Annotated in this window: 12 protein-coding genes; 6 read left to right on the top strand and 6 right to left on the bottom strand. The window is 69.3% G+C overall.

The annotated features are described in order from the left end of the window. The first annotated feature begins 185 nt into the window (after positions 1-185). Positions 186-1,772, top strand: a complete 1,587-nt coding sequence (locus tag DFJ65_RS00835) for an ABC-F family ATP-binding cassette domain-containing protein (protein WP_115921373.1) — start codon at positions 186-188, stop codon at positions 1,770-1,772. A 109-nt stretch (positions 1,773-1,881) separates the two neighbouring features. Here the strand turns inward: DFJ65_RS00835 and glmS are convergent, their stop codons facing one another. After that, the gene (gene glmS / locus DFJ65_RS00840; RefSeq protein ID WP_115921374.1) at positions 1,882-3,699 is read right to left on the bottom strand and encodes a glutamine--fructose-6-phosphate transaminase (isomerizing); all 1,818 of its coding nucleotides are present in this window, start codon (positions 3,697-3,699) and stop codon (positions 1,882-1,884) included. Positions 3,700-3,712: 13 nt separating this feature from the next. Continuing rightward, entirely contained in the window at positions 3,713-3,973 is a 261-nt protein-coding gene (locus tag DFJ65_RS00845; protein WP_211308326.1) for an HU family DNA-binding protein, read from the bottom strand. A 125-nt stretch (positions 3,974-4,098) separates the two neighbouring features. On the opposite strand from DFJ65_RS00845, the gene DFJ65_RS00850 reads away from it, so the two are divergent. Next, a complete protein-coding gene (locus DFJ65_RS00850; RefSeq protein ID WP_115921376.1) occupies positions 4,099-4,962 on the top strand; it encodes an MbnB/TglH/ChrH family RiPP precursor modification enzyme in 864 nt (287 codons plus the stop codon). Continuing rightward, entirely contained in the window at positions 4,949-5,377 is a 429-nt protein-coding gene (locus DFJ65_RS00855; RefSeq protein WP_115921377.1) for an SCO6045 C-terminal-like domain-containing protein, read from the top strand. Before DFJ65_RS00850 ends, DFJ65_RS00855 begins: the two co-directional genes overlap by 14 nt. Here the strand turns inward: DFJ65_RS00855 and DFJ65_RS00860 are convergent. Next, positions 5,359-5,634, bottom strand: a complete 276-nt coding sequence (locus tag DFJ65_RS00860; RefSeq protein WP_115921378.1) for a hypothetical protein — start codon at positions 5,632-5,634, stop codon at positions 5,359-5,361. The two genes, DFJ65_RS00855 and DFJ65_RS00860, sit on opposite strands and share 19 nt — an antisense overlap. 30 nt (positions 5,635-5,664) lie before the next feature. On the opposite strand from DFJ65_RS00860, the gene ligD reads away from it, so the two are divergent. After that, entirely contained in the window at positions 5,665-6,645 is a 981-nt protein-coding gene (gene ligD / locus DFJ65_RS00865) for a non-homologous end-joining DNA ligase (RefSeq protein WP_115921379.1), read from the top strand. 1 nt (position 6,646) lies between these two features. Here the strand turns inward: ligD and DFJ65_RS00870 are convergent, their stop codons facing one another. The 3 genes from DFJ65_RS00870 to DFJ65_RS00880 form a co-directional block, all read right to left on the bottom strand. Continuing rightward, on the bottom strand, positions 6,647-7,489 hold the full coding sequence (locus DFJ65_RS00870; protein ID WP_115921380.1) for a dolichyl-phosphate beta-glucosyltransferase: 843 nt from the start codon (positions 7,487-7,489) through the stop codon (positions 6,647-6,649). Positions 7,490-7,518: 29 nt separating this feature from the next. Then, positions 7,519-9,684 (bottom strand): ArnT family glycosyltransferase, encoded by a 2,166-nt coding sequence (locus DFJ65_RS00875; RefSeq protein WP_115921381.1) that lies wholly within the window; start codon positions 9,682-9,684, stop codon positions 7,519-7,521. A 125-nt stretch (positions 9,685-9,809) separates the two neighbouring features. Next, positions 9,810-10,622, bottom strand: coding sequence for a DUF4352 domain-containing protein (locus DFJ65_RS00880; protein ID WP_115921382.1), 813 nt, complete (start codon positions 10,620-10,622; stop codon positions 9,810-9,812). Between the two features lie 173 nt (positions 10,623-10,795). Between DFJ65_RS00880 and DFJ65_RS00885 the strand changes: the two genes are divergently transcribed. Beyond that, positions 10,796-12,079: a sensor histidine kinase gene (locus DFJ65_RS00885; RefSeq protein ID WP_170143949.1), complete on the top strand. Its 1,284-nt coding sequence runs from the start codon at positions 10,796-10,798 to the stop codon at positions 12,077-12,079. Further along, positions 12,076-12,735, top strand: coding sequence for a response regulator (locus DFJ65_RS00890; protein WP_115921384.1), 660 nt, complete (start codon positions 12,076-12,078; stop codon positions 12,733-12,735). The genes DFJ65_RS00885 and DFJ65_RS00890 overlap by 4 nt, the downstream gene beginning before the upstream one ends. Positions 12,736-12,781: the final 46 nt, after the last annotated feature.

The raw sequence follows: 12,781 nt of genomic DNA on the forward strand, positions 1-12,781 counted from the left end.
CGAACGTCCGGCCCAAGGCTAGCCAGCTTTGCTACCCACCGGTAACAACCGGCGCCGCCGAAAACCGGTTGGCTGCCTCCCGTCCCACCCTTCAGACTGGACGGGCCATGGAGAACTGATCGGATCATCGCCCCGCTCGCGGCCCTGCCCGGCGGCGCATCGTGCCGACCCCTTCACGAGGCTCCATGACCACCAGCTCTCCCACTCTCCTGCTCGACGACATCGCCGTCACCTACGACGGACGGTGGATCCTCGACGGCATCTCACTCACCGCGTCCGCCGGCAACCGCGTCGGGCTGGTCGGCGAGAACGGCTCGGGCAAGTCAACGCTGCTGCGCCTCGCCGCTGGTGTCGAGCCGCCGACCCGCGGCGCGGTGCACACACCGGCAGATCTGGGCTACGTCGCGCAGGACGGCGGACTCGATCCGGAGCACACGATCGCCCGGGTGTTGCACGACGCGCTCGCGCCGCTGCACGCCGCGGTGCGCAAACTCGAAGAGCTGGCAACCGGATTGGAGCAACCCGGCGCCGCCGATCGATATGACGAGGTGCTCGCGTGGGCCACCCGTCATGACGCCTGGACCGCGACCGCGCGGGCCGAGCGCGCCGCCGCGCTCCTCGGTCTCGAGCAGTTGCCCCACGACCGCCCCGTCGGGACGCTCTCGGGTGGGCAGCGTGGACGGCTCGCCCTTGCCGCGCTGCTCGCACGCCGGCCCGACTGCGTGCTGCTCGACGAACCGACCAACCACCTCGACGACGGCGCCCTCGCCTTCCTGGAGGAGGAGTTGCGATCGATGGGCGGCGTCGTGGTTGCCGCGAGCCACGACCGCACCTTCCTCGACACGGTGTGCACCTCGATCGTCGACCTCGACCGCACCCACTTCGGCACCGACGGCGAAGGCGGCCGCACCTACACCGGCAACTACACCGACTACCTCGCCGAGAAGGCGCGGGCCCGGGCGCGCTGGCAGGAGGCCTTCGAGGCGCAACAGCAGGAGTTGAACGAACTTCGGGTCACCGCACGCACCACCGACCTCGACGTGGCCCACGACCGTCCGGCCAGTGACGGCGACAAGTTCATCTACGCGTTCAAGGGGTCGCGGGTGCAGGCCACGGTGTCGCGGCGTCGGCGCAACGCCGAGCAGCGCATCGCAGCGATCGAGCGGGCGCGCATCAGCAAGCCACCGAAGACCCTGCGGTTCGGCGGCACGTTCTCGGCCGACGGCGCGGGGTGGGTGTCGGCGCGTGACGCCGCCGTGGCCGGTCGCTTCCGGATCGGGCGGCTCGACGTGTGCGCCGGTGAACACTGGCTGATCACCGGGGCCAACGGCTCGGGCAAGTCGAGCCTGCTCGCGGCGATCGCGGGCGAGCTCGCCCTGGGTCACGGCACGCTCGAGGTGTCGGCCCGGCGAATCGGATTCCTTCGTCAGGAGATCAGCTTCGCCGAACCGCACCTCACCCCGCTGCAGGCGTACGGCGATGACGAGTCGCAGCCCGGCCTGAACGCCCTCGGGCTACTGCCGCCCCGCGACGCCCGCAGGCCGATCGGACAGCTCAGCCTCGGCCAGCAGCAGCGCCTCGCGCTGGCGATGCTCATCGCGGGGCGCCCCGACCTGGTGCTGCTCGACGAGCCGACCAACCACCTCTCGCTCGGGCTGGTCGAGGAACTGGAGGCGGCACTGCTCGACGCCCCGGCGACGGTGCTCGTGGCCAGCCACGATCGGTGGTTGCGGTCGCGGTGGAGCGGGCCGACGGTGCGACTGGGGTCGTGAGTTGGTGCGGTAACGGGAGTTGGTCGTGCCTGCGGGAGTTCCATCTCCCGCTCGCCCAACCAACTCCCGCCGCCGCACCAACTTCAGCTCACAGCAGCTCGACACCAACTCACTCGACGGTGACCGATTTCGCCAGGTTGCGCGGCCGGTCGATGTCGCGACCCAGGCGGGTGGCCACCTGATGAGCCAGCAGTTGCAACGGCACGGTCATCAGCAGCGGGTCGAGTTCGCGCTCGTTCTTCGGCACGTCGATGCGGGCGACCTCGACGTCGATCTCGACGGCTTCGTGGGTGACCACCACCAGCGGGCCCTGTCGTGCCGAAACCTCGTGGAGCGCACCGATATTGCGGTCGACGAGTTCGTCGTCCGGAACGATCGCGACAGTCGGCATCTCGGCAGAGATCAGCGCCAACGGGCCGTGCTTCAGCTCGCTACTGGGGTAGGCCTCGGCGTGCAGGTACGAGATCTCCTTGAGCTTCTGCGCACCCTCGCGCGCGACCGGGTAGCCACGCACCCGTCCGATGAAGAACACCGACGTCGCATCGGCAACGACATCGGCAACCGCACCGATCTCGGCCTCGCGGTCGAGGATCTCGCGCACCTGATCGGGGATGCGTTCCAACCCGGCAAGGATGCGTGCGCCGTCGGAGTGCGAGAGGTCGCGAACACGTCCGAGCAACACGGCAAGCATTGCGAAGCCGACACCCATGTGCGTCAACACCTTGGTCGAGGCGACGCTCACCTCGGGTCCGGCGTGCAGGTAGATGCCACCGCCGCAGGCGCGCGCGATCGACGAGCCGACGACATTCACCAGTCCGACGACGTGGCCACCCTTGCGCTGGATCTCCTGCACGGCGAACAGCGTGTCGGCGGTCTCGCCCGACTGGCTCACCGCGACGTAGAGCGTGTCGGGCTCGATGATCGGGTTGCGGTAGCGGAACTCGGACGCCGGTTCGGCGTCGGCCGGGATGCGCGCGAGGTCTTCGATCAGCGATGCCCCCAACTGGCCGATGTAGTAGGCCGACCCGCACCCGATGGCCTTCACCCGTTTGAACGATCGCAGGTCACGTGGGTCGAGGCCCAGACCGTCGAGGCGCACCGTCGCGAACCGATGGTCGAGGCGTCCGGAGAGCATGCGACGCAACGACTCCGGCTGCTCGAACATCTCCTTGTGCATGAACGAGGCGTGCTCGCCGATTTCAGCCGCGATCGCCTCGGCGTCGACCGTCTGCGGCTGCTTGCCCGTGTCGGACGACTCGGCGGTGAAGGTGCGGAAGCTGTCAGCCGTGACGACGGCGCACTCACCGTCGTCGAGGTGCACCACGCTGGACGTGTGCCGCACGATCGCCGCCGGGTCGGAGGCAACGAACATCTCGTGGTCACCGACCCCGAGCACGAGCGGGGAGCCCCGGCGGGCCACGACGATGCGGTCGGCCTGGGTGGAATCGACGACCGCGATGGCGAAGGTGCCGCTGACCTGGGAGAGGGCATCGAGCACCTGCTCCTCGAGGGTCGACGCTTGCGACCGGGCGATCAGGTGCGCGAGAGCTTCCGTGTCGGTGTCGCTCGCGAACTCGATGCCCTCAGCCACCAGACGTGCGCGCAGTTGTGCAGCGTTGTCGATGATGCCGTTGTGCACCAACAGAATCCGACCGTCGTCCGACTGGTGCGGGTGGGCGTTGGCCTGCGTGGCAGGACCGTGGGTGGCCCAGCGAGTGTGCCCGATGCCGATCGTCGACGACAGCCGTTTGGGCAGCTTCGCTTCGAGGTCGCGCACTCGCCCCACGGCGCGCACGATCTTCGGCCCGCGTGCGGTGAGCACACCAAGACCGGCGGAGTCGTAGCCGCGGTACTCGAGTTGGGTGAGGCCTTCGACGATGACGGGCACCGCCTGGTCGGGGCCGACATAGCCCACGATTCCGCACATTCCTGTGTTCCCTTCAGCCGTAGACGATGCGCCGCAGCTGGCGCACGGTCAGTTCGGGGGCGGCGAACCGGGCGTGCCGTAGTTCGTCGCCGATGAGTTCGAAGATCTCGTCGTTGCGTCTGCCGTAGGTCTGGTGATGTCGGTGGCGACGCCGCACGAAGTCCTCGACGGTCTCGTCGTGCCAGGCGAGAACGTCGTCGATCACGCGGGCCGCCTCCGCGGGCGACAGGCCGGTGGTCTGGGCGATCCGGCGGACGAGCTCTTGGTCGGGCACCGGACGATCGTGCACCCGTCTCGCACGGGAATCCAAGAATCTGCCCGCATTCGGGCAAACCTCACCTGATCTCTCCGTACGACATGTGGCAGCCGCCGCGACTTACCATCGAACCCATGAGGCCAATGCCGAGAGGGACCGCGATCGCGTGGCGCGCGCCGATCGCGTCCGAGCTCGCAGACCTCGCCGGGCAGGGGCGCTTGCAGTTCACCGAGGTCGTCGCCGAGAACGTCGACCCCGACCGTCCTCCGGCCGCACTGATGAAGCTGGCCGAGCAGGTGACGGTGATCCCGCACGGCGTCACCCTCGGCCTAGCCGACGCCTCCACTCCGGATCCGGCTCGACTGCAACGACTTTCGCAGCTCGCGACACTCTTCGACGCGCCACTCGTGAGCGAACACCTGGCGTTCGTGCGGGCCGCCGAGACGCCCGATTCGTTGCACGGCGACGTGCTCGAGGCAGGCCACCTGATGCCGCCGCCGCGCACCCGGCCGATGCTCGAGGTCGTCGTCGAGAACATCGAGATCGCGCAGGAGCAGCTGTCCGTTCCGCTCGCGATCGAGAACATCGCAGCGCTGCTGAGCTGGCCCGAGGACGAGTTGGACGAGCCGGAGTTCCTCGGCGAGATCGTGCGCCGCACCGGCGTCCGGGTGGTGCTCGACGTGGCCAATCTGCACGCGAGCGCGGTCTCGCGTGGCACCGATGCCCACGAGGAACTGCTGCGATTCCCGCTCGACGCCGTCGCCTATGTGCACGTCGCCGGCGGCACCGAACGCGACGGTCTCTACATCGACACCCACGCCCACCCCGTGCCCGACGCGGTGTCGGAACTGCTGAGCGCCTACGTGGCACATCGAGTTTCGTGCGGCGCAACGGTGCCGGGGATCATGCTCGAACGGGACGCCGACGTGCGCGCCGAAGCGGTGCTGCACGACCTCGACCGGATCGACTGCGCCGTCGCCCGGGGAGTCGCCCGTGTCGGCTCGTGACGAACTGGCCGCGCGCCAGAGCGGGGTCGTCGGCGAACTGCTGCGCGGTCGCACGCCCGAGGGTTTCGACGAACTGCGCTCCCGCCACACCGGTCGCATCCTCGCGATGAAGCGGGTCGACGGCATGACCCACGTGCGACCCGAGATCCGAATGCTGCCCGAATGGCGCACGCGCACAACGGAGTTCGCCATGGCGACGACCTCGGGGCAGAGCGCAAATTGGGACGCGCAGATGTTCGTCGAATGGGTGCGCGACCACCCGTATCCGGGCGACGACGACTGGGTCGTGCTCGACGACATCCGCAGCGGACGCTGCCGGCTGGCACGCGTCCGCATCACCGGCCACACCCATCTGATCTGGCATTACCGCCGGCGGGTGCACTCCTTGCCGTCGCTCTACGTGCCCTCGACCTGACCGGGCTCCGGCTCGTCGAGCAGGGCTTCCACCCGCACCGAGCGACGACGCACCATCCAGAACGCTGCCAGGCAGAGCAGGAAGCCGGCGAAGAAGCCGCCGGCGAGCGCCGGCATGCCGTCGGCGTCCGACCCGCCCTTGGCCCAGACGATCGCGGCCAGCACGGTCACCACGAGGCACAGGCCCGCCACGACTGCCACCATCGCCGCCGCGACCCGCAGCGCGATGATCCGGAACATGCTCGGCTTCTCACTCACGGCGCCCAAGGGTACGCGTAGGTTCGGACCATGGCAGCCTTACCGGGACGGCGCAGCAGCTCCCCCAAGGTCGAGATCGAGGTCGGCGAGCGCATCGTGTCGGTGTCGAACCCCGACCGGGTCTACTTCCCTGCTCGGGGCGAGACGAAGCTCGATCTCGTCAACTACTACCTGTCGGTCGGTGACGGCATCGTGCGCGCGCTGCGCGACCGTCCGTGCATGCTGCACCGCTTCCCGACCGGCGTTTCCGGGGAGAAGGTGCACCAGAAGCGGCTGCCGCACGGCGCGCCCGAGTGGATAGACACCGTGCGCGTCTTCTTCCCGCGCTACAAACGCACCGCCGACGAGCTCTGCGTCACCGAGCTCGCACAGGTGATCTGGGCAGTGCAGATGTCGACGGTCGAGTTCCACCCCTGGAACTCCCGACGCCCGGAGATCGAGAAGCCCGACGAGTGGCGCATCGACCTCGACCCGATGCCCGAGTGCGGGTTCGACCGGGTGCGACGCGTCGCCGACGTCTGCTGGGAACTCCTTGACGAGTTGGGAATTCGCGGCTTCCCCAAGACCAGCGGCGGGTCAGGGCTGCACATCTACGTGCGGATCGAGCAGGAGTGGGGATTCCAGGACGTTCGTCGCGCCGCGCTGGCGTTCGCCCGGGAGGTGGAGCGCCGGGCACCCGGCGACGTCACGACCACGTGGTGGCGCAAGGATCGCGACCCAGCTTCCTTGTTCGTCGACTACAACCAGAACGCCCGCGACCACACGATGGCGTCGGCCTACTCGGTGCGGGGCAACCCCGAAGGCACGGTGTCCACCCCGTTCGACTGGGACGAACTGGCCGACATCGACCCGCGGGAGTGCACCATCGCCACGGTGCCGGCCCGCTACGCGCAGGTGGGCGACCTCACCGCCGAGATCGACGAGGTCGCCCACCGATTGGACGTGCTGCTCGATTGGGCCGCCCGCGACGAACGCGACGGCGCGCAGATGCCGCCCGAGCCGAACGAGTAGCTCAGCCGCGGGGCGGATCGAGCAGGGCGCCCCGTCCCATCCGGTCGCGCACATCGGCCAGCTGCGGCGCGAGGCCTCGGCGTTCACGCTGCATCCGCCACACGCCGGCAAGGTCGTCCCGGGTGGTGCTGACGATGTCGACGCGGCTGTCGGGGTCGTCGTACCAGTCGACCGGCACCTCGTGGATGCGCAGCCCCGCCCGCTCCGCCAGCACCAGCAACTCGGTGTCGAAGAACCAACTGGTGTCGGTGACCATCGGCAACAGTTCGCGGGCGACGTCGGCCCGGATCGCCTTGAAACCGCACTGTGCGTCGCTGAACCGGGCGTGCAAGGTGGCGCGCAGGATGAGGTTGTACGAGCGCGAGATGAACTCCCGCTTGGGCCCTCGGACGACGTTGGCGCCGCGCGCCAGCCGGGAGCCGATGGCGACGTCGGAGTGGCCTGACATCAACGCCCCGACCAGCGGCGCCAGCGCACTGAGGTCGGTCGACAGGTCAACGTCCATGTAGGCCAGCACCGCGGCGTCCGACTCCGACCACACCTGCTTCAGGGCCCGGCCGCGCCCCTTGCGCTCCAGGTGCACCACCCGCAGACTCGGCAGGTGCCGGGCGAGCGCGCGGGCCTTCTGGAAGGTGCCGTCGGTCGAGGCGTTGTCGGCCACGGTGATCCGGAACGGGTAGGCGAAGTGCTGCACGAGGTAGTCGTGCACCGTGCGCACGCTCGCCTCGAGCGCGACCTCCTCGTTGTAGACCGGGATCACCACGTCGAGGACGGGGTGCCCCAACGGCCCGGTGCGAGGCGCCGGATTCACCTTCTCCTGCGGCATGTCGACGAGTACGGTCATGATTCAACTCCTTTCTTGCACAGGGCCGTTCAGCTGCCGGAGAGCGGCTGGGTGAGGTCGTAGAAGGTGGTGCCGCCGATCGTGACCGACTTGAAGTTGGCGGTCACCCACGAGCTGATCTGCGACGCGGTGTTCGAGCCGCCGCCCGTAGCCCCGCCCATGCCGCCACCGGCGAGGAAGTAGTGGATCTTGCCCTCGGCGACGTACTGCTTGAACTGGGCCAGGGTCGGTGACGGGTCGCTGCCGTTGAAGCCGCCGATCGACATCACCGGTTGACCACTGCCGAGCTGGAGCCCGGCCGCGTTCTGGCTGCCGATCGCGGCCGCCGCCCAGGTGTACTTCGACGAATCCGCCTGCAGCGCAGCCACAACCGCGGTGTTCGGGGTGCTGGCGTTGAGCAGACCGCCCATGCCGCCGGTCTGGCCGGTGCCGGTGGCGCCGCCCGTGGTACCGCCGGGTGCACCCGTGGTGCCTCCGTTGGTGCCTCCGTTGGTGCCACCAGGAGCACCCGGGGTCGTGCCGTTCGTGCCACCGGTGCCGTTCGTGCCCTGACCCGGGGCTCCGCCGAAGCCACCGGTGGGCGGGGTGCCGCCGCGAGCGCCACCCATGCCACCCATGCCGCCGGTGCTCGGGCCAGCCGTCACGATCGAGCCCACATGCCCGGTCTGCAAGGTGGTCCAGGAGTACGCCGCCGGGCCCGCGAGACCGGCCACGATCGCACCCGCGACCACGAACGGAATCGCCTTGCGGTGCAACAGGTTCAGCCCCAGCATCAGCGCCGCCGCGGCCAGGCCGACAGCCAGCACTCCGAAGCGCAGCCAGTCGCCGTACGCCGTGGTGCGGCTGAGCAGCACCCAGCCCCAGACCGACGCCGCGACGGTCGCCGCGGCGAGCGTGCCGCGTCCGAACCAGCCGTCACGCTTCTCCCACGCCTCGGCCGCACCCATGCCCACGACAGCGGCGACGGCCGGGGCGAGAGCGACGGTGTAGTACTCGTGGAAGATGCCCGCCATGAACGAGAAGGTCAGGCCGGTGACCAGCAGCCAACCGCCCCACACCAGGTAGGCGGCACGCCGCAGGTCCGTGCGCGGACGGCGTCCGCGGATCACCAGACCGGCCACGAGCAGCACGAGTGCGGCCGGGATCAGCCAGGAGATCTGCCCGCCGATCTGGCTGCTGAACATGCGGCCGATGCCGGTGGTGCCCCAGCCGTTGCCGCCGCCGACGGAGCCGGTCTCGTTGCCGTTCAGACGGCCGAAACCGTTGTAGCCGAAGGTGAGCGAGAGGAACGAGTTGTCCTGGCTGCCACCGATGTAGGGCCGCATCGATGCCGGCACGAGTTCGACGATCGCGACCCACCAGCCGGCCGACAACACCATCGCGGCAACACCCGCGACCGCCCCGACGACGCGACGCCGAAGGGTGGTGTTGGCGGCAACCAGGTAGGCGATGCCGAAGAACGGCACGACGAGCAGCACCTGCAGCGTCTTGGTCAGGAAGCCCAGCCCGATGAAGACGCCGACCAGCATCATCCACTTGGCCGAGCCCTTCTCGATCGAGCGCATCGTGGCCCAGGCACCGAGCGCCATCAAGAGCACGAGCAGTGCGTCGGGGTTGTTGAAGCGGAACATCAGCACCGCCACCGGGGTCAGCGACATCACCGCGCCCGACAGCAGACCCGCCGCGGCGCCGAAGTAGCGCTTCACCGTCGCGTACACGACGCCGACGGTCGCGAGGCCCATGAGCACCTGCGGCAGCAGGATCGCGAACGAGTTCAGCCCGAAGACCCGGATCGACAGCGCCATCGCCCACAACGAAGCCGGCGGCTTGTCGACGGTGATCGCGTTCGCGGCGTCGGACGATCCGTAGAAGAACGCCTTCCAGCTGTGCGAACCGGCCTGTGCCGCTGCGGAATAGAACGAGTTGGCGTAACCGCTCGCCGTCAGGTTGTAGAAGTAGGCGATCGCGGTGAGGAGCAACAGTCCCAGCAACGCCGGACGCGCCCACCGCGGGTCGGTGTCGGCGCCCCGAACCACCCGGGCGAACCGTCCGCCGGAGTGGCCGGGTGCGCCACGCTCACCGCGTTCTGCGGCTGCCGAGTCGGCAGAGGTGGCACGCGTCGGTCGCCAGCGACTGAGGCTGCGTGGTTGCGACTGGGGATTTGTGGTGCGCAGCTGCGCGATGGCGTCGTCCATGCCGACCACCGTGGCGGCGCCGGCTATGCGGCTGCTGTGGGTCGCTTAGGTCGCGCTGATGGACCGTCGTCCACACGCGGATCCCGCTCTTCGCCCCTGGTGCGAAGAGCGGGACGACCGCGCGGTCACTGGGTGAGCGACACCTTCGTGCCGCCGGAGAACATCGAGTCGTGCAGCTCGATGGAGGCCGGCTTGGCACCCGCCGGCATGTCGTAGACCAGCGTGCCGCTCATCTGGTTGCCGGGGTTGATCTCCTTCATCCAGATCTCGTTGTTCTTCATGTAGATCGCCGCCGTCGAGTCGGGGCTGAAGGTGCGGCCCTGGGCGTCGGTGAGCTCCTGGTTGCTGTCGAACATCGTCTGCGGCTTGTCGCCGATGTTCTTCACGGTCAGCGTGATCAGCACGTACTGCCCCTGCGCCTGCTGACCGAGGTATTGGTCGCCGACGCTCTTGACGCCGGTCTGCACCTTGGTGACGGTGAACTCGAACTTGCCGTCGCGCACCGGGGTGTTGAGGCCGGGGGTGGTGTTCTTCTTCGCCGCCTCGGACGTTGCGCCGGTCGTCGCCTTGGTCGTCGCCCCGCTCGTCGCAGCGGACGAACTCGACTGTGCCGCAGACGATTCCGGGGAGATCGACGAGGATTGCGTCGACGCGGTGTCGGTCGAGGTGTCCCCTCCACCGCCGGCGGCCGCCGCACCGCCGCCGACCAGGAGGAGAGCGCCGAGCCCGGTGAGCACCTTGTGGCGCAGGAACCAGTTCTTCTTCTGCGGCGCGCCGACGTACGGCGGCGCCGGCGGCAGGTGACCCTGCTGGTTGTACGGCGAGGGCTGCCGGCCGTGCCACTGCCGGCCGTTGCCTGGTGCCTGGGCGTTGCCCGGCGCCTGGCCGTTGTTCTGGACGGGGTTCTGACCGTTGCCGGGGTGCTGCTGAGCGTTCATTTCGGGTCCTTTCCGAGGGTGTTCGGTTGAATGCCCCAAGTGGACGCCGGCACGGCCCCTTGCCACCTCCGTCCGCAGGCTCGCCCTGCCTCCACCGATCGGGGGAGCCTGCCCGGCACGGCCGCACCGATCGGGGGATCCGGCTGTCGGTGCGTGCCCCTATGTTTGGGCGCATGAACGACTCGTCCGGACGCAGCGCACGAGCGTGGCGCCGGGTGCGGACGACCACGCTCGTGCTGATGGCGATCTGCTCCACCACGCTCGGCGTCGCCTACTACGACGCCCGGCAGGCCGGTGTCACTTCGTCCGACGTGCAGACCGAAACCAACGGCTGGAGCCTGCTCGGCTGGTTCGTCGCGGTGTCCATCTGCGTGTGCCTCGTCTGGCGCCGGCGTTGGCCGTGGCAGATCTTCCTCGCCGGGTGCATCGCCACCATCGTGTTGCCGATCGACGGATTCCTGCCGCTCGCCGGGCTGTTCACTGTGCTGCTGCTGGGAACTGCACCACGACGCGCCGCGGCGGCCACCGCGCTGGCCACGGTCGCTGTGGGAGTCTCGGTGGCTCGCGACGTACACGACGGCGTGCCGTCGGTGTCCTCGATGTGGCGCAGCGTTTTTCCTTATGCCAAAGACACCGCGTTCCCGTGGTGGCTGGTGCTGATCATCACCCTGGTGCTCGTCGGGGCCGACGTGCTGATCGTGGCGTTGCTGCGCAGCCGGCGCGCGCTCGACACGACCACCCGCAGCCAAGCGATCGCCACCGTCGAGATCAGCCGGTTGAGCGAGGAGGTGGCCCGGCGCGCCGAGCGCGAGCGCATCGCCCGCGAGATCCATGACGCCCTCGGTCACCGGCTGTCGCTGCTCAACCTGCACGCCGGGGCGCTGGAGATGGCCGCCGGTGACAACCCGAAGATCGCGCGCAGCGCGCGGGTCGTGCGCGAGAGTGCCCAGCAGTCGATGGCCGACCTGCGGTCGTTGCTCGGGCTGCTGCGCGAGCCCGGCGACCCCGATGTCAGCAAGGCGCTGCTCACTCTCAACGACCTGCCCCGGCTGATCGACGAGTCGCTCGCCGCGGGCAGCCCGGTGGCGTCGTCGATCTTCATCGACGACTCCTCGCCCCTCGACGAACAGGTGAGCCACACCGTCTACCGCATCACTCAGGAACTCCTCACCAACGCCCGCAAGCACTCCCCGCACGAGATGATCCGGCTGCACCTCGAGGCGCGTCCGTCGAGCGGCATCGAGATCTCGACGGCCAACCGGATGGCGCCGGGCACCCAAGGCACCCCAGGCACCCGGGCGTCGTTCCGCCCGGGCAACGGCCTGACCGGCATCCACGAACGCGTCACCCAATGCGGTGGTCAGTCGTGGGCGTGGGTCGACGACGACGGTGCGTTCCGGGTATTGGTGCGTCTGCCGTGGCAGTTCCGTCCGGCCGAACAGAAGGTGAGCCGATGACCGACCCTCGACCGATCCGAGTGCTCATCGTCGATGACGACCCGATGGTGATCGCCGGGCTCGAGCTGATCGTCGGCTCGGCACCCGACATCGACGTGGTGGGCACCGCGACCGACGGCGACGAGGTGATCGACGCCATCCACCGGCACCACCCCGACGTGGTGCTGCTCGACGTACGGATGAAGCGGCAGGACGGCCTGGTCACCACCGCGGCGCTCAACCGGCTGCCGCACCCGCCACGGATCATCGTGTTGACCACCTGGGACACCGACGACGTGGTGCGGCGCGCGATCGCCGGCGGCGCGGCCGGGTTCCTGCTCAAGACCGCCAACCCCGCCGACATCGTCCAGGCCGTCCGCACGGTGCACGCCGGCGCGGGGGTGCTGTCGCCCGACAAGGTGCCCTACGTCTTCGACGTGCTCAACGAGGGCCGCAGCGATCGCGACGCGGCCAGCGCGGCGTTGTCGAGGTTGAGCGCGCGCGAACGCGACGTCGCCGTCGAGGTCGCCCGCGGACTGTCCAACGCGCAGATCGGCGCCAAGCTCTACCTCGGCGAGGCGACGGTGAAGACACACCTCGCCAATGCGCAACGCAAGCTCGGTGTCGGCGGACGCGTCGGGGTCGCGGTGCTCGTCACCAAGGCCGGGCTGGTCTGACCCACCCGCGAAAGTGTGCAGATCCGCGCGCGGCCGTCGCGTGTCG

The sequence above is a fragment of the Calidifontibacter indicus genome, from assembly GCF_003386865.1.
Lineage (GTDB): Bacteria > Actinomycetota > Actinomycetes > Actinomycetales > Dermatophilaceae > Yimella > Yimella indica.